Genomic DNA, 19,804 nt, shown 5'->3' with positions numbered 1-19,804 from the left:
TGGATTCATACTTGTGCTTCCAGCGCTTTTTTCTCGGATAATCGATTATTTAGCACGTAATAGACGACCAATCCAGCCGCCATCAAACCGCTCATGCAGATAAAGCCCACACCCGGCGAATAACGGTCAATGAAAACGCCAAGCCCTGTGGCGGATACGGTTTGCAAGAGCAGCGAAATCGCCATCCACACCGAAGTCGCGCGTCCCATGTAGGATTTCGAGACTGATTCCATCAACGTTGTTGTCATTAAAATTCGCAGCGAAGAGTTCGTTAAGCCGATCAATACGCTGCCGAAATACAACAATAGAATGGTGGAATTAAAAGCAACTGCCAGCAGGTTCAATACGGATACTAGGAAAAACAATAGAATCGTTCCGTTTTGTGAGATTTTCCTCGCCAAGGGTGCCGCAACAAAGCCGGACAACAGCCCTCCAATCCCGTAAAACATATCCGATAATCCAAAAACGACGGAGTCTCCTTTTACAGCAGTGCTTACATAACCTGGGAGAACCACGTTGTAGACCATCGTGCAAACGAGCGGGATAATCGATACTACGCCCAATAAGAAAATGGAAGGCCGTTCCGCCAAATAGCGAATGCCATTTTTAAACGTGCCGTAGAAGGTCTCCTCCTCGTTCTCGACGGGGATTGGCGTATATTCGATCCGGCGAAGGAAGAGGCTGCTTGCGATAAAGGCGAGCGCGTTCAGCAGCAAAATAATCTCAAATCCAACGTATTTGTACAAAATGCCCGAGAGCGCTCCAGCCATAAACATGCCGACCTGCAAGCTGATCTCGATTACGGAGTTGCCATGAATGAGGTCCTCCTCTGGAAGAATCTCTTGAACAAGGCTCCGAGAAGCGGACATATACAAGGTCCATCCCATACCGTTAATAACGGCAAACGCATAAAGATACTCGATGCGAAAACCCGTCCATAAAAAAGCGCCCGTAATAAGCAGCAGCGCTGCCGCCCGTATCGCATTCGCCCATAAAATAATCGACTTCCGGTTCCACTTATCAATTAAGGTGCCGACAAAAGCGGAGATAAGGAAGCCTGCAATTACGTTTAAGGAAAGCATAAACCCAATCGAGGTAATCGAATTTGTCTGATCCAATAGGTACCAGTTCGCGCCAATCGTGCTCATCCCAACGCCAAAACCGGAGACGATATCGGCGATAAAATAATGGCGGAAGTTTTTAGGTTTTAGAACTCGAAAAAACATCGCTACCTCCTGCGATCGTCAGAATTTGTTGTTTTAACGGTTCTATTCCAAACCCTAAATAGTCTAGTACCTCAGCATGCGTTCCGCCATAGATCGGCCACTCTTCACCGCAATGATGGGCATATACCTGATGCGTTGGCAATAAAAGCGCTAGATAGGACGCTGTGCTTCCGGTAGCGCGATGCTCCTCCACAACAAGCAAACGATCGGACAAAACGCGCAATTGCTCGGCATACGATTGCAAGCTTTGGATATCGACATAACATAAATGCGCATGAACAATAGAATCGTCTTCTTGGATGATCTGCTTGCATAACTCGGTCGCTTGCTCGCCAACCGAAATTATGCATAACTTTGATCCGCCAGCCGGCTTCGTGCCATGCACAAGCATGTCTCGGCAGCTTGCGTCTTCATCGCGGTACAGACTCTCAAAAGCATCATTCCTAGAGAGCCGAATATAATACGGCTCCTCGGATACGGCGGCCTCTTGAATGACCTTCCTTGTTTCCTGCTCGCCATGAGGACAAGCGATTCGAATGTTTTGAAACGATTGGATAACCGCGATATCCTCAAGCGCATGATGTGTCGTGCCAAACCATCCGCCGGAAACACCTCCGTATGCAGCCACGACCTTCACGTTTTTGCCCATATACCCCATCGTCAGCTTGACGCTCTCGGAAGCACGCAAGGCTGCGAAGGCAGCAAAGGTCGAGAAGAACGGGACATAACCGGCTTCAGCAAGTCCTGCTGCCATATCAATGCCGGCTAGCTCAGCAATGCCTAAGTTGAAAAAACGATCAGGATGCTGCTGCCCAAACGGGTGATTTTTGCCGCCTAAATCAGCTTCAATACAAACAATTTGGCTATTGCTTGCAGCGAGCTTAGCGAGCTCGTCTTTATATGCGTCTCTCCCTGACTTTGTCATGCTAGGCTCACCTTCCATTTGTGGGAAAGCTTTGCGGGTATTTTCGCATAATGGGCATCTGGATTTCCTTCAATCGCGGGGACACCCTTTCCTTTGATCGTGCTCGCTAGAATGGCAACCGGCCTGTCATGATCAGGTTCAATGGCCGCAACAATTTCTTCGAATCGATGTCCGTCAATCTCTCTTACGGTGAAGCCAAACGCTTCAAACCGTTGACGGAGATTGCGGATGGGCGAAATATCCTGAATGTATCCATCGTTTTGCCCACCGTTGCAATCAACGATATAGACAAAATTGGTGATGGACTGCGATTGCACAATCTGTGCGGTTTCCCAGCATAAGCCTTCCTGCAGCTCCCCATCCCCGCCAACTACGATGCCTAAGCCATTCGTACGCTTCATTTTCTGAGCTAATGCCCAGCCGGCTGCGTAAGGAATGCCATGTCCCAAGCTCCCTGTTGCGAACGGGATACCCGGGAGCTTGTGGTTGGGATGGCCCGTAAACAAAGAACCGCTCTGTCCATAGCTCTCCGCTGGGTTATCCGATATGATTCCGTACACATGCAATGCGGCGTACAGCGCAGCTGCCGCATGTCCCTTGCTAAGAATGATGGCTGTATTCGGATCTTGGCCATACTTGGCATATGCGCCGATCAATAGATCGATAGCTGATAGGCTTCCTCCGATATGGCAGCCTGTAGAGGTAGCCGCCATGTCGATAATTAGTTTTCTCGCTTCATTGGCTCTTTCGATAAGGGATGAAATTTCATCGTCATGCTCTCTTTGGATAGGTATCGTCTGCTCCATCTACTCCTCCGTTCGTAGCCGAAACCACTCTGTTATCGCTTCCTTCAAAATCGTTCTCGTTGACTCCACCTCATCATTGTGCAGATACTCTTCATTGGTATGGTCCAGGCTGGAGTCTCCGGGGCCGTAGGCAACCATCGGGACGGAATGCCATGTTGTGGCGAGCGTGTTCATGTCGCTCGTTCCGCGTTTTTTGATATAGTGAATCGATTTCCCTTGCTTAGCGAAGCTTCGAACAAAGGCTTTAACTAAGGTGTCTGAGCGTGAATTGGCAAAGCCCGGTGTCGCACGCAATACTTCGACAGTCACGCCTTCGCCAAATGCAAGGTCGATTTTGCCCGTATAATCATTGCCTGCCGCTGGGGATATTCTGAAATTAAGCGTGCCTTTTACCGTTAAAAATCCTTGCTCATTCCGATGCTGGATATCGATCAGAGAGGATAAGGATTGCGGATCAACATCCCGTACAAGGTGACGGATGTCCGCCACCACGTTATACAGCTCGTCGATCACACTGATCGTATCTTTGGCTGCCGTATGCTCCTGTGCGCGGTGAATCGTAATTTGCAGCTTGAACAGGCCATAGTATCCGAGCGTTAAGCTCTCTTCTCCGCTTGGTTCCCCAATAATGACGGCATCCGCTTCATAATGGTCCCGAATATAGTGTGCGCCTTTAGAAGATGAGATTTCTTCCTCAACCGCTCCGATGACAAGCAGAGTGGCATGCTCAGGCACATCAACCTCTTGCAGCATGTGGATAAAATTAACGAAGCAGCCTTTGGCATCCACGATGCCTCTGCCAGTGATACCGTTAGAATCCGTGCGAACCGGCCATACATGAGGAACCGTATCGATATGTCCGAGAAGCAGCAGCTTATTTGGCCCGTTTCCTTTTTGGAATACGATATTGCCTGCCTCGTCAATTTTTCCGGCGACCGATGGATATTTAATTGTTTCTAATAAGTAATGCGCAAGCTCATGCTCATCTTGTGAAACCGAAGGAATACGGGCGACCTTATTCAGCAAATCGAGCTCGCCCAGCTCCCGGTCGACGTTCCAGAACCAAGTCTTGCTTGCCTCTTCCAGCGTATGCGGGCCGGATATGAACACATCGCAGACGCCTTCGCGGATCGCTAGTTTTGCGGCTCTCACCTTTTGCTTCATACGTCCTTGGACAGAGCTTAATTCATCATCGTTATAGACATTTGGAATCGTTGAAAACGGATCGCGGATATCTTCCAGCAAACCGGCAGTTCCGGTAACGAACCGCAAATGATGCGCTTCTAAATCAACGGCTAAGTGAGCTGCAAGTACATCCGCATCGATGTTGATATACGCGTCAAGCTCTGGATCGAATATCGGCGGCGTCAGGCATACGACATCGAACGCAGCCAAAGCGGATTTCAGAAACGCCTTGTGACTGCCCATGAAATGCCCAAACAAGGAATCACGTACGATGACCGTTTTCTGGTCTCTGATCGCCTTAAGCGGCTTCGCTTTTTGTCCATAGACAAGCCCTTGGTCGCCGCCAAGCTGTGCGTATACGGAAAGGCCATGTTTTTTTAATTGCGTATGGATCGTCGTTAAGATGAACTCATGATAAGCTGCACGAATAAATGGCATCTCCTCGGGTGAACAGTAGCGTACCTCATCGCCTGATGGCAAAGTTAGAAAAGGCATTTCCCGCTGTATCGAATCATATTTCTGCTTGATCGCTTCTGCGCCGCCTGCCACAAGCAGCACCTGGTTACCGCGTTTTGCGATGCGATTGATCTCTGCGAAAATTGAGGGGTGATTTACAATCGTGCTGCTCCCGAGCTTGACGACATAGAGGCTGCTTTTACTCATCAAGGCCACGCCCCTTCAAATTCGAATTGCAATCCTGCCTCCTCGGGGAAGCCGAAATAGAGATTGGCTGCTTGAATCGCCTGCCCTGCCGCCCCTTTTATCAAATTATCGATGGTTGCAATGGATACGCAGTTTCGTCCCTCTACATAAGCGCCAATTTCGGCATAATTGGTTCCGACCACCGTTTTGATCATGGGCGAACCGCTGCCTGAATTGAAGTAATGAAGAAACGGCTTGGATGCATAGGCGCTGTAAAATGCTTTTTTCACGTCTACGTCCGTAACATGCTCCTTTAGCAATGAATATGAAGTTGCCATGATTCCTCTTGGAAGATCAAGACTGAAGACTGAAAACTGCAGATTCACCGAGCGATCCAAGTGGTACGTCAACGCATGCTCCACCTCCGGCTTATGCCGATGCCCGTGAACCTTGTAGGCTCTAAAGTTATGGGAGCGTTCCGCATGATGCTCCGTCGTCGATTTGCCGCCGCCGCTTGAGCCTGTTTTGGCATCGGTGACGACTCGTCCTTCGATTAAGTCATGCGCCACGAGCGGATAGAGCGTATACAGCGTCGCAACTGCCATACAGCCCGGAAGATTGACTACTTTAACCGCGGAATTGATCTCACTAAACTCCGGGATATAGTAGTGCCAGTCTCCTTCAAAATCATGCTTTAACGTCTCGGGATAATGCCGATTCAATAGATCGGTGTCGGCTATGCGATAATCTCCGCTTACGTTGAAAATATAATCGGTATGCTCCGCCGCATGCTGGATGATCTTAGGCAAGGAGCCTGTAGGCAAGCATGAGAAAATCGCATCGTAATGACCATCAAGCTCGGCAGCTTTGTTAAACTTTAACGAGCCGGGCTTTTTCTTATGAATCGACCCGATATAGAACTTATCTACGGGAAAACCGGCTTTCGACTCGGAGGAAACAAAATCAACTTCAAAATGAGGGTGCTTGCGAAGCAGCCGGTATAATTCAGCGCCAGTGAACCCGCTGCCGCCTAATATGGCTACTCGTTTCCTCCCATTCTCCGTTATGCTCATCCTAATCTAGCGTCCCTTTCATACAGCACCTTCAGATCGCCGCCCTGCTCTACGAGCTCACGGATAATATGCGGGTTCGCATCGATTTTTTTGAAGGCCAGCGCATAGGCTTGAATTCGCTCATACTCAACCGGCGTTCTTAGCTCTCTGCATATCGTCAAGCTATTGCGAAGCATCTTCAGCGTCTCAGGGAAATGGCTCAGATCATATCCAAAATCCAGCCGATCCGACAGCGTGAATGGATAACCATTGCCAAAGCCCTTCCGGTTTTTGAACGGAAGATGGCCTGGAATCGGCACGTTTTGCCACTCGCGCGCATAAACCCCTTCGTGGTTAATGAGCTGCTGAACGGCATCCTTCACCCGGTAATCCTCCAAATCGCCAAGACCAAGCTTCTCTGGCGAGAGCTTAACGCGATACATGTTATAGCTGTGCTTATAGCCTTCTGGTACGAATGGTCCACTGAACAGCTTCGTGCCTGACAACGCGTTTGTTAAATACGCCGCATTCCGTGCTCGAATGGCATCGTAATAAGGAAGGCGATCCAGCTGACTGTGTCCAAAAGCCGCAGCGATCCACGACATTCGGTAATCGATACCCGAGGATGCAAGAAAAGCCAGCGCGCGCTCATAATCCTCCTTCTCTTTGAAAAAAGCGATGCCGCCTTCTCCGCCTACCGGAAAGTTTTTGTCCGCCATCAAGCTTTGTCCCGCACTATCTCCGATCGATCCTGCCAATTGTTGATGGATAGAGGCGGAATGCGCATGCGAGGCATCCTCCACGAGCCGCAGCGAATACTTATCGGCTAGCTGTCTTAATGCCGGCAAATCAGCTGGCAAACCGTGCACATGTACAGGCATAATCGCTTTTGTCTTGCTCGTAATCGCTTGCTCCGCTTTTATTGGATCGAGGCAATACGTTACCGGATCGATATCTATAAAAATCGGAATTGCTTTCGCGGCAACGACGGCCTGTGCGGTTGCAATAAACGTAAATGCAGGCACGATAACCTCATCGCCGGGCTGCACTCCCACGCCTACAAGCGCGAGATGCAGGCTCGATGTGCCGCTAGCGGTTGCAATTGCGTAATTGGCACCTACATAGTTGCGGTACGCCTCCTTGAACTCATCAACGACCTGATCGCCATCCTGCTGGATCGAGACGAGCAGTTGGACGACGTCTTCCTTCGTAATAATCGGGAAATTCGTTTTCCTGACGTCCTCTGGGATGATGGCAGGCCCGCCAACGAAGGCTAACGGATCTTGGACCCAATCATCTGATGGCAGCCCAAGCGGCTTGCGGATAAAATCGGTTTTCATTATGGATTCCTCCTGAGCAAGGCAACTTTCACGCATGCCGCAACGAGCGGACTGAGCCTGTAGTTGAATTGAGCGGCCGGCTGCAAATCCGGCTCACTCTCTTCCTGCGTCCACATCGTTTGCAAATCAAAGGCGCCAAATATTTTCAAACGCTCAGCCTTTTTCCAAATATTTTCGTTATTTGCTGCAATGGCAGCTGCAGGTCCAAAGCCAAGCCCCGTGAAATCTAGGACGACAACGGGGGCACGGCCACTTATCCCAAGCATAATTTGATTCAAGCGATTGAGGTTTTCCCAGGTTACGGCAATAGTCTCATACGCTAACGTCACGTTTGGATCGGCCGATAGCGAGACACCAAGCCAGTGGACGAATTTTGTTTCTTGTTCACTTGGATGATTCAGTCTTGCAGCTGAATCATATCCAAGATCCTGTCCCCATAGCGCACCGTGAATCGCTCCTGTATAGCTATTAAATAAGGAGACGTATTTGGTTTTCGTGAGCTTGGCGATGCTCTTCTCGAGCCCTTTTAGCTCATGATCATTTTTCTCGATACTCATAATGACGCCGGAGTTCAAAACTCTCGCTAATACAAAGGAAAGCTGAAAATAGTTTTCTTTCTGCAAGGCAGCCTCGGGCTTCGTTAAAGTTTCTCCCATTCCTATATTTCCTCCCTATTTACTGAGAAATAACCGTGTATTTGGCCGTGTTTTTAAGCTCTACCACTTCTCTCACATATTTTGCGATATGATAGGCCACATCGACGCCATGGATTTTCCACGACTTAGCGAATTCCGGATTTTGGTTCACTTCACAAACGAGATACCGCTGCTCTTTATAGTCATAAAATAGATCTGCGCCATAAACGCCTTCACCTAACACTTGCGTCAGCCGTCTGCAAATAGACGCAATCTCTTCGTTTATTGGAATGGGATCGATTTCCGCGCCTAAGTGCGTATTCGTCTTCCAGTTATCAGCAGATACCCGCCGGAAAGCTACGATGGGCGTACGGCCGACAATGACAACACGTATATCATAGTCCCCCTTCTCTACAAATTGTTGCACCAATACCGGAAAGGATTGATGCCCAGGATCAACGGATTCGCGCGCTGCAATCCAGCCGTCCAAACATTCTTTGCCGGTAATTCTGGCAATTCCCCTGCCCCAAGACGAAGTCGCCGGTTTGATGACGCACAGATCGTCGAAATTCCGCATGGCGTCGTACAGCTTCTCAGGCGTAAAAGCAATTTTAAACCGAGGTTGAGGAATGCCATGCTTTTGAAACACGATCGCTTGGTGAATTTTATTCGTGCAAATCGTAATCGCCTTTACCGAATTCAGCGTCTCATGCCCGGCTAACTCCAGCAGATGGGCGCGATTCAGCGCGTTTTTCTGAGATAGGCAACGGATGAGAGCGAGGCCGAAAGGCTCAACCTCACCACCGCTTAAAGGCAACTCCATCGAATCAAGATTTACCTGCACGCGAATACCAAACACCTTGAGATGATCGATAATCCGTTGTTCTTCCTCTCGCAGCTTCGTTACACATAATAAAATAGCGCTATTTTGCTCCATATTCGTAGCCTATTCCCCCCAAGTTTCTTCAATTTCTGGAGCTAAAGCAATCGAAACGAGATTGGCTTCTACCTGCACTTCATGCTCTTGGCCGCAAGAGCCGCATTCCACAATTTCACCCGTAGTTGCGCGTTCCTCCACATCGATATCCGACTTGCAAACCAAGCAATTTAAATCTGCCATTTACCATACACCTCCTATAATTTTTGAGAGAGCTTTATATTATAAAGGAATAAATTCCCTATAACCGGTTGCTAACAGCACGATTGCTGCTTTAATCAACTATTTTGCCGCCAAATCCCACTGATTTACATTATTGAACGTACCCAGATTGAGTGGTTTGCCAACAAGTACGTTCTTGGATACGACCTGCAAACGCTTCTCGGAATAAACGGCTAACGTCGGCACATCTTCATGCAGTACCTCTTGCAATTGGTTATAGATTTCGTGACGCTTCGCTTCTATAATTTCTTGCTCCCCTTTTTGGATGAGTTCATCCACCAACGGATTGTTATAGCGAATAACGCTTTCGGGATCATTGCTTTTATAGGTTGTAAAATATAGACTCGGCTCGATATAGTAATCTCTTGTGAAAATCGTAATATCATGCTCGCCTTTCTCCACTTTATCGATCAACGTCGGGAAATCAAACTTTTGGACGTCTACCTTAATGCCTACTGCTTCTAAGTTTTGAACGAGAATATCCGCTGCCTGCTCGCGAACCTTATTCCCCACCGGGATGAAAAACGCAAGCTTGCGCTTGGAGTCCCAGCCAGCTTCTTTTAGCAGCTGCTTCGCTTTTTCCGGATCATAATCATAGTTTTTAATGTTTTTATTAAAATAGGGATGCGAGCTTGGTACGCCGCCATCTATAATTTCTGCCTGCCCCTTTAACAGCTGCTCTACGATGAGTGGGCGGTTCAAGGCGTGCGCGATCGCTTGGCGAATTTTTTTGTCAGAGAGCTTCTCGGTATTGAAGAAGATTTCAGCCGGCTCAGAAGCGGTAGCAGACGTTACCGTTACATTTTCAAACCCCTTCACCTTGTCGTAATCCGTAATCGGGACAAGGCCGACCGGCAAGGAGTTCATCTGAATTTCCCCCGTTTGCAGCTGTGCCACAAGGTTAGCGGCCGGTAGAACCTTGATAAAGATACTGTCAATTTTAGGTACGTCGAGATAGTAATTTTCGTTTTTCGTTACTTCGACATATTGGCCCTTTTCATAATTTGCATATTTATAGGGACCAATCGTTACCGTCGGTTTTTGAAAATATGGATTCGTAGACAGCTGCTCCGGATCAGCGTCCTTCAAAATGTGCTCCGGCAAAAAATTAACCTTCACGCCAAAACGTTCATTGAACACTAATGGGTCTATAGGCGTTTTGGTTCTGATCTCAAAGGTGGTGGGATCGATAATTTTCAGGCCGGAAATATCCGTTGTTCCTTCTTCCAGCTTCCCTGCATCGTTTAATCCTTCTATGAAATTAAGCTTGAATGACGTATCGACTTTGGAGTGAAGCGCAAGCTTTAGCGTGAATGCCACATCAGCTGTCGTAAAAGGAGCTCCGTCATTCCATTTGGCATTTGGCTTGAGCTTGACCTGAAACGTCTGGTTATCCTTTGTCTCGATGGATTCCGCCAGCTTAGGCAAAAACTGCGCCGAATCCGTAACATCGAGCAATGAATCATTAAGCAAATTAATCGGGGCGAGCGACGCCGAATTATCTTGCGTATTGATCTGGTTTAAAGTGACGGGAGCGTTCACGATTCCGATGTATAACGTCTTTTTGGCTGTGACATCAATTGCTGTCTCCTTGACGTTCGCCGCCTCGGTTGTCGGCTCGGCTGTTGCACTAACTTCCTCTTTGGTTGCACTGCTGCATGCGGATACGAAAATCATTAATAGCATTAACCATATAAGTCCTTGTAATCGAATTATTCTGTTCATTGATTTCTCTCCCTAATGTCGATTTTCTTATTTATTCATTCACAAATCTTATCGATGGAGCGTTTGCTAGGATCTCGCATCCATAGCGTCACGCAGGCCGTCGCCTACGAAATTAATGGCCAGAACCGTAATGAGGATAACGAAGCCGGCAGGTACCCACAACCAAAGCTGTTCCGTTAATACCGTTAAGGACTGCGCATCGTACAGCATATTTCCTAGGCTCGCCTGCGGAGATTTGACTCCCATGCCAAGAAAGCTAAGGCCGGCTTCGCTAAGAATGGTGCTGGCGACGCCAAACGTTGCATTTACAATGATGGGTGCTAGCGTGTTCGGAAGAATATGCCTCAGCAAAATCCGCGGTGTACTGAATCCGAGTGCAAGGCCTGCCCGGACAAAATCCATCTGTTTCAATGACAGCACATTACCGCGGACTAGCATGGCGATCGTTGGCCATTTGAATAAGGCGAGGACAATGATGATGGTTGATACGTTAGCGCCAAGCACGCTTATAATGACCAAAACAACCATCATATAGGGAAAGCTCAAAAAGATATCGGTCATTCGCATAAGCGCCATATCCAGCCATTTTCCATAATAACCAGCCATCATTCCGATTAAAGCACCAAAAGTCACATACAGGGCAACCGTGGAAAATCCAATCACCAACGATACCCTTGTTCCGTAAATCAACCGGCTTAACACGTCCCTGCCAACTTGGTCGGTACCCAGCCAATGGGCAAATGAGGGAGGGGCGGAGAACACCTCGGTAATCTCATCGGGATTATGCGGCGCAAGCCAAGGTGCCAAGAGCACGATAATTATGAGCAGCAAGGTTGTCACTAGACCCCATACGGCGAGCTTATGCTTAAAAAACTTGCGCCTCACCTGCCTAGCAAAACTCTCGATTTCGCTGGCTGGCTGTTCGTTCTCATTCCCCACACCGGAGGCGAAAACGTCATTTCTCCAAGGAATCTCCGGTATGGACATCGTCTCGCCCTCCTATCAGCTATATTTAATGCGTGGATCAACAAAGGAATAAATGATGTCCGTAAATAAGTTGGTTGAAAGCACAACGCAAGCGGCTACGATATTTAACCCCATTAACGTTGGGTAATCTCGCGATAGAATCGACTCCATCGTTAATTGCCCAATGCCTGGCCACTGGAATACCTGCTCTATTATGATGCTGCCGCCGAGCAGCAACGGAATTTCCGCACCGACAACAGTAATTATCGGAATTAACGCATTGCGAAGCGCATGCTTATTCGTCACGATAAATTCGCTAAGCCCTTTTGCTCGAGCCGTTCGCAAGTAATCCTGATGGAGCACATCAAGCATGCTGGCGCGAACATATCGAACCTTCTTGCCTGCGATGGTAACGCCTAAGACTAGAACCGGAAGAATCATATGTACGAGGATATCGCTAACCGTACCTGTTCCCCCAAGCGTCGACATCCCGCCTGTGGGCAGCCATTTGAGCTGGATACCGACCAAATAGATTAAGCCTAACCCTAGAAAAAACGGAGGAATCGACGTGCCAAGAAAGGATAAACCGGTCATTATATAATCCAGCTTCGAATTTTGTTTAACGGCGCTGACCACCCCAACGGGAATTGCGATCAAGATCGCTACCAGCATCGATGAGGCTGCCAGCAGCAAGGTTGGACCGATGCGCTCGCCGATCAGCTCAGATACAGGCGCGAAGCTGCTAAACGAATAGCCTAGCTCCCCTTTTACGAAGCCGCCGAGCCATTTCACGTACTGAATATAAAGAGGATCATTAAGCCCTAGCAGCTCTTTCTTCAGCTCCAGCATTTCTTTTGGGATGTTCGGATTGATTAACATATCCACGGGGTTGCCTGGAGCCATGTTCATGATTAGAAAATTCAATATCGTAATGCCTAAAAAAACGGGAATGGCGATCAGCAGCCTTCGAACGATGTAATGAACCATCATAGCCCTCACCTTTGCCCTTCTTCGTAATCTGCAAGAGGATAATGACATGCTACGGCATGTTCGTCATCTGTAAGCGGTGGCTCCGCCTTCATGCATAACTCCTGCGCAAAAGGACATCGGGTATGAAAACGGCAGCCGGCCGGTGGATGAGCGGGACTTGGCACATCGCCGCGAATGATCACACTTTTTTGCTTTCGCAGCGTCGGGTCCGGCTGAGGATACGCGCTTAGCAGCAATTGTGTATACGGGTGCTTCGGCTTGCGGAATAAATCGTTGGTCGGAGCTAGCTCCACAATTTTTCCCAAGTACATGACAGCGATACGAGTGCTAATATGCTTCACTTCACCGATGCCATGAGCGATAAACAAATAGGTTAGCTTCAGCTCTTCCTGTAAATCCTGCAGCAATCCTAGAATCTGCGCTTTGATCGAAACGTCAAGCGCTGAGACTGGCTCATCGCATACAATCAGCTTTGGCCGGAAGGAAATAGCTCTAGCAATACCGATACGCTGACGCTGCCCTCCGGAAAATTCATGCGGATAACGATTGCTGGCAGAACGGGGCAGCCCTACCAATTGAAGCAGGTTGTCGACCTCGCGCTGCACCTCGCTCCGCCCCACTAGCTTATGAGCGATCAAAGGCTCGGCTAGCGTATCGAATACTCGAATCTTCGGATTTAACGAGGCATAGGGGTCCTGAAAGATCATTTGCATTCGGGTGCGAACGGTCTTTAGCTGTCGCTGCGAGTAATGCGTAATATCTTCGTTGTCAAATAAAATGCGCCCTGACTGTGGGTTTTCCAAGCGGACGATGGTGCGTCCAATCGTTGATTTACCGCAGCCTGATTCACCGACCAGACCAACGGTTTCCCCGTCATACATGGAGAGGCTGACATCATCTACTGCCTTGACATAACCCGGCTTATTCAAGAATAATCCGCCGCGAATGGGGTAATACGTCTTCAAGCGATCGACTTGCAATAACGTTTGCTTGTTTTCGTTCTTATTTACCGGTTCGATAGCTGTCATAGGGTAACCTCTTCTGCTTGGTCAACGAATGTTGATTTTGCATCGCCCATAAGCCAACAGCGTACATGATGTCCTGCTCCTGCGTTGGTTAGATCTGGCTGTTCTTCTCGACAGCGGCCTGTTGCATAGGAACAGCGCGGATGAAAGCGGCAGCCTGCGGGCATCTGCTGTAGCGAAGGAACAGAACCCGGAATAACATGTAATCGCTCCTTGTTGTCTTGATCAAGACGGGGGATCGCCTTCATTAAACCTTTCGTGTACGGGTGCTGGGGTTCACGAAATAGCGTAAACACATCCGCCGATTCAACTACTTGCCCTGCGTACATGACAATAACTCTGTCCGCCATCTCCGCCACCACGCCTAAATCATGTGTGACAAGTAAGATAGCTGCTCCGCTTTCTGCTTGCAGCTGCTTCATAAGTTCAAGGATCTGCGCCTGAATCGTCACATCAAGCGCTGTCGTCGGCTCATCCGCAATAAGCAGTTTGGGCTGGCATACGAGCGCCATTGCAATCATGACCCGCTGTCGCATTCCGCCTGATAAGGCATGCGGGTATTCCTTCATGATCGCTTCTGGACGAGGGATGCCCACTTTTCTTAACATATCCACCGCTTTGGCCTTAGCCTCCTTACGCGGAAGGTCCAAATGAAGCCGGATCGACTCTTCAATCTGTTCGCCGACCGAGAAGACGGGATTAAGCGACGTCATTGGCTCCTGAAAAATCATCGCTATTTCGCTGCCCCGCAGCTTGCGAAGCTGTGCTTCAGTGCATGAGGTTAATCGAGAACCATCGAAGCGGATCTCACCTTGCCTAATAGAGCTATTTGCGCCAAGCAAGCCCATGATGGAAAGGGAGGTCACGCTTTTCCCGCAGCCCGATTCACCTACAATTGCGATCGTTTCTCCATGCTCCAGTTCAAAACTCACCTCGTCAACGGCAACCATTTCTCCTCGTTCGGTCCGAAATGCTACCTGTAATCGATCGACTTCGAGCAGCAGCCCCAATCGCGCTCACCTGCTTTCACCTGAGGGAATATGTAGCTTCACATTTAATTCATATAATTCCAATGTGTTTTGTAAACTTTAAGTACACCCAGCATACCAAAATGTAAATAGTTTGAATAATAGAACAATTCTATAATCAAATAGAAAATTGTACCAATAGATACATAAGTATCAATAGATGATTGACAGATAACATAATTATGGGGGATGTGGAAAAACGGACGTTGATCAAGCTGGAGGGAATTTACTTGTGAATATAGCAAAAGCAGCTCTCCCTCGGCCGAGGCAAGAACTGCTTTGTAGAAGTGATGCATTTAACGGATAGGGTTTGCGTCAAGAAATGCAAGTATAGAATCGTTTACCAGAACCGGATTTTCTCTTATCATATGTGGTCTGTGGCTGCCGCCTGCAACGACGAGATAACTTGATTCTTTTACAATGGATACGAGCAGTTTGAGCTTTTCTTCGCCCACGTACGGATCATGCTCCCCCGTAATAAACAGCGCCGGACAACGAATAAGCCCAAGCTGCTCTCTCGTTAGCTGAGGAAATAACGTCCAGTCTAACGCGCTTTGCCGCAAATATTGCTGCCAATTTCCTTTATGTGCTTCCTCATGCCTTTCAATCATTTGATTAATAAAATCCATTTGCTCCGTTTGCAGCAGCCATTCGGGTTCAAATTGTTCAGCGCCGGTTGGATCGCAAAAACCGCTTGTGCCTATCGTCGTTATGGTAGCGACTTTGTCGGGATTATTAATCGCGACGTATAATGCTACATTTGCTCCCAAGCTGTAACCGACCAGATGAGCTTTTGTAATATTCAGCCGATCCATAAATTGCAAAATATCTTCGGCGATTTGCGGAGTGCTCCACTCTAAGCTCTCGCATCTCGTTCGTCCATGCCCTCTTAAATCCGGTAAGTAACAGGTATACTTTCGTTGAAAATCTAATAATTGGCTAGCAAAAGCCAATATCCCGCGCGAATATCCACTATGTAAAAAGATAACAGCCTCTCCCATGCCCATTTTTTCGTAAAACATATCCAAATCATGAAATGTGATTCGCGGCACAACGATCACTCCTTCGCCAATATAATATCCCTTTATTTTACACTCGAATGACTTGTTTGGCTCTCTTCGTTTCGATAACGAAAATAAGCCTGAGGCATTTGCCCCAGGCTTTTCCTACTGATCTTATTTGCCCTGCTGTTCTAGGAACCGTATGTCCCCCCGCCTTCTCCGCTCCAAGTCATCTCGACGAATGTGGACGGACTAGCTGATGCTGCTGTTTGTGAGCCGGATTGATAAAGCCCGCCAGCAACGCCGGACATTGTATAATCGGTAAATAGTTTATTTGAGGTGTAGTTCGTATAAATCATGGCACCTGATAGGTTGGATGCGGTTACGTTTATAAGCTCTAAATGGTTCCCGTACGATACGCCATCTGAAGCTGTCATTTTGCTCGTTCGGTATGCCTGGCCAGTCGCTTTGTTGTTTTTCACAGTCGTGTCGATGATTTGAACATAGTTGGCGCGCATGAATATGCCATTGTTGCCTACGGTGGATTCGGGTACCGTATTTTGAAAATCCACTACGCTGCTCACCACTTTAATGTGATGCGTGCCTTCTTTGAAATCAAAGCCGTCATTTTTAGTTTTTATGGCGCTGCAGTTTAGAAAGGTGATATAACCGCTTTTGTCCGGATTCGGTTTTGTCGTCCAGTTCTGATCCGCATCTCCTACGTAGAACCCTTCTCCGAACTTGCCGCTTTGTCCCGCATTTTGCGCAGAGCTATTCGAGATGAGCCAATACTGGCTGTTTTTTCTAATCTTAAAAGCTTCTGACAACGAATTTTTGACTGTCACTCCGGTCACGTAACCATGGGAGGCCTCAATTAAAAGCCCTTTGTTTGATTTGGAGTTGGCATTAATCGTCACGTTCTCCAGCTTGTAATAAGGATGCTTGATATGAATAACCGAATTGCCTCCGGATGCGGTAAAATTAAACGTTGCGCCGCTTCCAGTTCCCCGGATCGTGATGTATTTGCCTGATGCTCCGCTGATTGATGTGGCAATTGTGCCATCTGACACGTTGAAGGTTCCTGATACTTGAATAATGTCGCCAGGCTGAGCACTCGCCAAATAGCTGCGCAGAGTTGCGACATTACCGGCTGGAACTGTTTTTGTCGCCGCATGAACTGTGTGGCTTGGGTAAAACGCGAATACTAGCACGAAGCAAAGCAGCGATAAAAGGTTTAGCTTTAATGATTGATTAGTCATAGTTAATCCTCCTTATATGTTTTATGTTGATCCGATTGGTGCCTCCTCCTGCCTCTCGTTGTTCACCGCGAATATCTAAAGCAACGATCACCTCTTTCATTCTCAGTGAGATTAAATGTTTAAGCGCTTTCATTATAAGGCGAAACCAATAACAGATTGCTGCTCGAAAATATCACTATTCCATCGACATCCGATACCTGAGCGGGGTTACCCCATACTTTTTTTTGAACATAGCGATAAAATAGGACGGATAATTGAAGCCCGTCTTCCTACTGATCTCCTCAATCGTTAGAAACTCTAAAGCAAGAAGTGTTCTCGCTTCCTCCAAACGTTTCTCATTCGTATATTCGACGATGGTTACGCCCATCTGGTCCTTGAACACTTTAGATAAATAGCTGGCGGAAAAATGAAGCTCAGACGCGATGTCGTTAATGGTGAATGACAATTTGTAATACCTGTCAATCCATTTCACTATAGCACCGATAGGCTCAGTCGATCGGGGTGCCGCAGCATGATTACGCTTATTATTGTTTTCCAGCGAATAGATATGGCTATTAAAATACGTGAAAAATTGAAATAAAAACAACGTAACGACTTCCTTCTGAAGCTTAGACGCAGTGACTGCAAGCAATTCATGCAATTGCAAAAATTGGTTTTCAAAATAACAGGCTTCATTAGGAGACAAATGGAATACTTGATTAGGCAATGGATGAGCCATCAGCTCATTGAATGCAGATGCAAGCTGTGGCAGCGAGGTGAGGAAACGCTCTATGACTGAAGCTTTGATTTTCAGCAAGCTGCGAATGTAATTCGGTGGAACAACGACTTTTAGCTTATGTACTTGAAAAGGCTTAATAAGAACTAACGTGCCTGGCTGCAGCGTATATCTTTGATTTTCGATGAAGTAGCTGCCTGCCCCCTCGTGAATGTACAAGATCTCCAATCCGTCATGGGCATGGAAATATTCCAAGGACTCCTCGCTAACACTTCGGTAATTAAAGAGATATAGATTGTCCCTCCAATTAATCGAATTATGAATTTTCATATCGCACCTCCTACATGAATAATCCGTTTTACAGATGCAGGCAGCTATTTTATTAACATCCGATGCACGGTTATTCCTCTAATCGTTTCGCATAACAATGCCTGAGCTTTCCGCCATACATAGGCCGAGTAAATTGGAGGATAAACCCTTCAGCTTCTAAGTTTTTTAAGCTCACATGATTTTCAGGATGTACGGTTGAAAAAAGGTAGCGGAAACCGAGCACCCTAGCTCGTCGTTCGCGCAATTGATGAAAATACCGCTGCAAGCCTAAGCCACGAACAGATTCGTGGACTATCGTTGCCTCAAGAGTTGCTACATCACCTAATTGTTGTTCGGGTACTCCAAACTCCCTTCCGAGGTTGCTCTCACTCTGTCCAGGGAAGGCTAGAGCCGTATACGCAACGAGCTCCCCGTTAAGATACGCGCCGTATATTTCGCCTTGGTCATCGACTAAGTGGTTCAAATAATCCTCATCGTCCATTGCAAATAGATCCTGTGAAGGCAGACGGGAGATTACATCATCCATAAGTGCCTTTGCAGCTGGCACATCCTTTTTTTCTAATCGTCGGATCTCCAACTTTGTTCCTTCTTTACTTCGCATGAATGGATTTTCCCTCTCTAAAGCCATGATGGGTCTCGCCTCTTCCTCAACTGTAGTCTTCAATCAATGAAAGCTTGCCTTCTTTAATTCCAAATATGGACTTCCCTTTTAACTCCAGCCGATCTCCAATCTTTAATCCGTTTGGCAAATCAACAGCCATTATTCCCTCATAATCAATTTGCACCTCAATTTTGTCATCCACTGCGCGATAGTTGGTTATCGTTTGACGGCGGCTGGACAACATTTTTGACGATTGCACTGCCAGTTCCCTAAACGCTTCAATTCCTATGGTCTCCGTGTTTAATTCCCCATTGGAGAAATTTCTGAATAATATGTCCTTATGCATAAGTTTAATCATGCCCTCAACCTGAAATGAATTATAGGCCTCTACATAATTTTCAATCATTTGCTTGCTCTCTTCGCAAATCATACTCCTGCTCCTCTCATCGATATTAAAACGTTAATACCAATATTCTTTAAACACAGAGCTTTTCCTTTTTTTGTATCATAGGTATGCTGCTCATCTAATCGGCATTATCCATCTGTCATGGTCAAAATTGATGAAACTGACCATTTATAGATGGTCAGATTTGATTTATATTCACAGTACACCTAATCTAACGAAGGGTTGCGTGACCAAATGGAAAAACGCTTAAACTTAAAACATAAAATAGGCCAAGGCATATCCCCCAAGCAGTTCTAGGATGGCATGCAGATTCGGGTAATGGCGTTAAGCGGTATTCCAAATACCAAAGAGCAATGTACCGCCAATTACGAAAAATTCAAATGGTTAAATGAAGAGGAGAAGCTGTTTTTTTCATCCTATAGTGACCGGTTCGATCTCTATTGTTTGATTCTTTGTACGGATTGGTGCCCGGATGTTATCTGGAATGTTCCTGTATTGTTTCGAGTGATGGAGCAAAGCCGGATTTCGACTGAAGTATTGCTAATGGAAGAACATTTGGATACGATGGATCACTTTCTGACAGATGGAGGCCGAGCGCAGCCCATCGCGATTTTAATGAAAATGAATGGCGATGTTGTGGATAGCTGGGGGGGCGCGGCCTGCTTACATACAAGCCGTCATGGATCAGTTCAAGAAAAATCACCCCGATAAGCAGCACCCAGATTATCAGGACAATATAAATCAAGTTTACCGGTAGATCGGCGAGCTCTATCGGGACGGAAACGAAT

General features: G+C 47.2%; 20 protein-coding genes. 1 reads left to right on the top strand and 19 read right to left on the bottom strand.

What is annotated here, in order from left to right:
* Positions 1 to 5: 5 nt before the first annotated feature.
* The 19 genes from A7975_RS04520 to A7975_RS04430 form a co-directional block, all read right to left on the bottom strand.
* Entirely contained in the window at positions 6 to 1,226 is a 1,221-nt protein-coding gene (locus tag A7975_RS04520; protein WP_065384281.1) for an MFS transporter, read from the bottom strand.
* Complete coding sequence (locus tag A7975_RS04515) at positions 1,201 to 2,151, bottom strand: transketolase family protein (RefSeq protein ID WP_065384280.1); 951 nt, start codon at positions 2,149 to 2,151, stop codon at positions 1,201 to 1,203. Before A7975_RS04515 ends, A7975_RS04520 begins: the two co-directional genes overlap by 26 nt.
* Positions 2,148 to 2,957: a 1-deoxy-D-xylulose-5-phosphate synthase N-terminal domain-containing protein gene (locus A7975_RS04510; RefSeq protein WP_065384279.1), complete on the bottom strand. Its 810-nt coding sequence runs from the start codon at positions 2,955 to 2,957 to the stop codon at positions 2,148 to 2,150. Before A7975_RS04510 ends, A7975_RS04515 begins: the two co-directional genes overlap by 4 nt.
* Positions 2,958 to 4,805 carry a M20/M25/M40 family metallo-hydrolase gene (locus A7975_RS04505; RefSeq protein ID WP_065384278.1) on the bottom strand — a complete coding sequence of 616 codons (1,848 nt, stop codon included), beginning with the start codon at positions 4,803 to 4,805 and terminating at the stop codon, positions 2,958 to 2,960. It abuts the gene before it with no gap.
* Positions 4,805 to 5,857 carry an N-acetyl-gamma-glutamyl-phosphate reductase gene (gene argC, locus A7975_RS04500; RefSeq protein ID WP_065384277.1) on the bottom strand — a complete coding sequence of 351 codons (1,053 nt, stop codon included), beginning with the start codon at positions 5,855 to 5,857 and terminating at the stop codon, positions 4,805 to 4,807. Before argC ends, A7975_RS04505 begins: the two co-directional genes overlap by 1 nt.
* The gene (locus tag A7975_RS04495; RefSeq protein WP_065384276.1) at positions 5,854 to 7,176 is read right to left on the bottom strand and encodes a DegT/DnrJ/EryC1/StrS aminotransferase family protein; all 1,323 of its coding nucleotides are present in this window, start codon (positions 7,174 to 7,176) and stop codon (positions 5,854 to 5,856) included. The genes argC and A7975_RS04495 overlap by 4 nt, the downstream gene beginning before the upstream one ends.
* Entirely contained in the window at positions 7,176 to 7,832 is a 657-nt protein-coding gene (locus A7975_RS04490; protein WP_065384275.1) for a degT/DnrJ/EryC1/StrS aminotransferase, read from the bottom strand. Before A7975_RS04490 ends, A7975_RS04495 begins: the two co-directional genes overlap by 1 nt.
* A 19-nt stretch (positions 7,833 to 7,851) precedes the next feature.
* Entirely contained in the window at positions 7,852 to 8,748 is an 897-nt protein-coding gene (locus tag A7975_RS04485) for a RimK family alpha-L-glutamate ligase (RefSeq protein ID WP_065384274.1), read from the bottom strand.
* A gap of 9 nt (positions 8,749 to 8,757) precedes the next feature.
* Positions 8,758 to 8,931, bottom strand: coding sequence for a lysine biosynthesis protein LysW (locus tag A7975_RS04480; protein WP_053375968.1), 174 nt, complete (start codon positions 8,929 to 8,931; stop codon positions 8,758 to 8,760).
* A gap of 99 nt (positions 8,932 to 9,030) precedes the next feature.
* Positions 9,031 to 10,695, bottom strand: a complete 1,665-nt coding sequence (locus tag A7975_RS04475) for an ABC transporter substrate-binding protein (protein ID WP_065384273.1) — start codon at positions 10,693 to 10,695, stop codon at positions 9,031 to 9,033.
* 66 nt (positions 10,696 to 10,761) lie between these two features.
* Positions 10,762 to 11,682: an oligopeptide ABC transporter permease gene (gene opp4C / locus A7975_RS04470; RefSeq protein ID WP_065384272.1), complete on the bottom strand. Its 921-nt coding sequence runs from the start codon at positions 11,680 to 11,682 to the stop codon at positions 10,762 to 10,764.
* 15 nt (positions 11,683 to 11,697) lie between these two features.
* On the bottom strand, positions 11,698 to 12,648 hold the full coding sequence (locus tag A7975_RS04465) for an ABC transporter permease (protein ID WP_053375965.1): 951 nt from the start codon (positions 12,646 to 12,648) through the stop codon (positions 11,698 to 11,700).
* An 8-nt stretch (positions 12,649 to 12,656) separates the two neighbouring features.
* The gene (locus A7975_RS04460) at positions 12,657 to 13,679 is read right to left on the bottom strand and encodes an ABC transporter ATP-binding protein (protein ID WP_065384271.1); all 1,023 of its coding nucleotides are present in this window, start codon (positions 13,677 to 13,679) and stop codon (positions 12,657 to 12,659) included.
* Entirely contained in the window at positions 13,676 to 14,686 is a 1,011-nt protein-coding gene (locus A7975_RS04455; RefSeq protein WP_141680199.1) for an ABC transporter ATP-binding protein, read from the bottom strand. Before A7975_RS04455 ends, A7975_RS04460 begins: the two co-directional genes overlap by 4 nt.
* Positions 14,687 to 15,000: 314 nt before the next feature.
* Positions 15,001 to 15,756, bottom strand: coding sequence for an alpha/beta fold hydrolase (locus tag A7975_RS04450; protein WP_255314166.1), 756 nt, complete (start codon positions 15,754 to 15,756; stop codon positions 15,001 to 15,003).
* A 140-nt stretch (positions 15,757 to 15,896) separates the two neighbouring features.
* Positions 15,897 to 16,964, bottom strand: a complete 1,068-nt coding sequence (locus tag A7975_RS04445) for a hypothetical protein (protein ID WP_065384270.1) — start codon at positions 16,962 to 16,964, stop codon at positions 15,897 to 15,899.
* 175 nt (positions 16,965 to 17,139) lie between these two features.
* Positions 17,140 to 18,009: a helix-turn-helix transcriptional regulator gene (locus tag A7975_RS04440; protein ID WP_065384269.1), complete on the bottom strand. Its 870-nt coding sequence runs from the start codon at positions 18,007 to 18,009 to the stop codon at positions 17,140 to 17,142.
* 70 nt (positions 18,010 to 18,079) lie between these two features.
* Positions 18,080 to 18,637 carry a GNAT family N-acetyltransferase gene (locus tag A7975_RS04435; protein ID WP_255314165.1) on the bottom strand — a complete coding sequence of 186 codons (558 nt, stop codon included), beginning with the start codon at positions 18,635 to 18,637 and terminating at the stop codon, positions 18,080 to 18,082.
* A 19-nt stretch (positions 18,638 to 18,656) separates the two neighbouring features.
* Complete coding sequence (locus A7975_RS04430) at positions 18,657 to 19,040, bottom strand: nuclear transport factor 2 family protein (RefSeq protein ID WP_065384268.1); 384 nt, start codon at positions 19,038 to 19,040, stop codon at positions 18,657 to 18,659.
* Between the two features lie 279 nt (positions 19,041 to 19,319).
* Here A7975_RS04430 and A7975_RS04425 point away from each other — a divergent pair, with 279 nt between their 5' ends.
* Positions 19,320 to 19,727, top strand: a complete 408-nt coding sequence (locus A7975_RS04425; protein ID WP_255314164.1) for a thioredoxin family protein — start codon at positions 19,320 to 19,322, stop codon at positions 19,725 to 19,727.
* The last annotated feature ends 77 nt before the right edge of the window (positions 19,728 to 19,804 follow it).

Source organism: Bacillus sp. FJAT-26390 (assembly GCF_001682865.1).
Classification (GTDB): Bacteria; Bacillota; Bacilli; order Paenibacillales; family Paenibacillaceae; genus Pristimantibacillus.
The sequence above is the reverse complement of the archived record's forward strand: the minus strand, read 5'-3'. Positions and strand labels throughout refer to the sequence as shown.

Coding starts and splice junctions, on each gene's coding strand:
- A7975_RS04520 (WP_065384281.1), bottom strand. CDS start 1,226: ATGTTTTTTCGAGTTCTAAAACCTAAAAACTTCCGCCATTATTTTATC.
- A7975_RS04515 (WP_065384280.1), bottom strand. CDS start 2,151: ATGACAAAGTCAGGGAGAGACGCATATAAAGACGAGCTCGCTAAGCTC.
- A7975_RS04510 (WP_065384279.1), bottom strand. CDS start 2,957: ATGGAGCAGACGATACCTATCCAAAGAGAGCATGACGATGAAATTTCA.
- A7975_RS04505 (WP_065384278.1), bottom strand. CDS start 4,805: ATGAGTAAAAGCAGCCTCTATGTCGTCAAGCTCGGGAGCAGCACGATT.
- argC (WP_065384277.1), bottom strand. CDS start 5,857: ATGAGCATAACGGAGAATGGGAGGAAACGAGTAGCCATATTAGGCGGC.
- A7975_RS04495 (WP_065384276.1), bottom strand. CDS start 7,176: ATGAAAACCGATTTTATCCGCAAGCCGCTTGGGCTGCCATCAGATGAT.
- A7975_RS04490 (WP_065384275.1), bottom strand. CDS start 7,832: ATGGGAGAAACTTTAACGAAGCCCGAGGCTGCCTTGCAGAAAGAAAAC.
- A7975_RS04485 (WP_065384274.1), bottom strand. CDS start 8,748: ATGGAGCAAAATAGCGCTATTTTATTATGTGTAACGAAGCTGCGAGAG.
- A7975_RS04480 (WP_053375968.1), bottom strand. CDS start 8,931: ATGGCAGATTTAAATTGCTTGGTTTGCAAGTCGGATATCGATGTGGAG.
- A7975_RS04475 (WP_065384273.1), bottom strand. CDS start 10,695: ATGAACAGAATAATTCGATTACAAGGACTTATATGGTTAATGCTATTA.
- opp4C (WP_065384272.1), bottom strand. CDS start 11,682: ATGTCCATACCGGAGATTCCTTGGAGAAATGACGTTTTCGCCTCCGGT.
- A7975_RS04465 (WP_053375965.1), bottom strand. CDS start 12,648: ATGGTTCATTACATCGTTCGAAGGCTGCTGATCGCCATTCCCGTTTTT.
- A7975_RS04460 (WP_065384271.1), bottom strand. CDS start 13,679: ATGACAGCTATCGAACCGGTAAATAAGAACGAAAACAAGCAAACGTTA.
- A7975_RS04445 (WP_065384270.1), bottom strand. CDS start 16,964: ATGACTAATCAATCATTAAAGCTAAACCTTTTATCGCTGCTTTGCTTC.
- A7975_RS04440 (WP_065384269.1), bottom strand. CDS start 18,009: ATGAAAATTCATAATTCGATTAATTGGAGGGACAATCTATATCTCTTT.
- A7975_RS04435 (WP_255314165.1), bottom strand. CDS start 18,637: ATGGCTTTAGAGAGGGAAAATCCATTCATGCGAAGTAAAGAAGGAACA.
- A7975_RS04430 (WP_065384268.1), bottom strand. CDS start 19,040: ATGATTTGCGAAGAGAGCAAGCAAATGATTGAAAATTATGTAGAGGCC.
- A7975_RS04425 (WP_255314164.1), top strand. CDS start 19,320: ATGCAGATTCGGGTAATGGCGTTAAGCGGTATTCCAAATACCAAAGAG.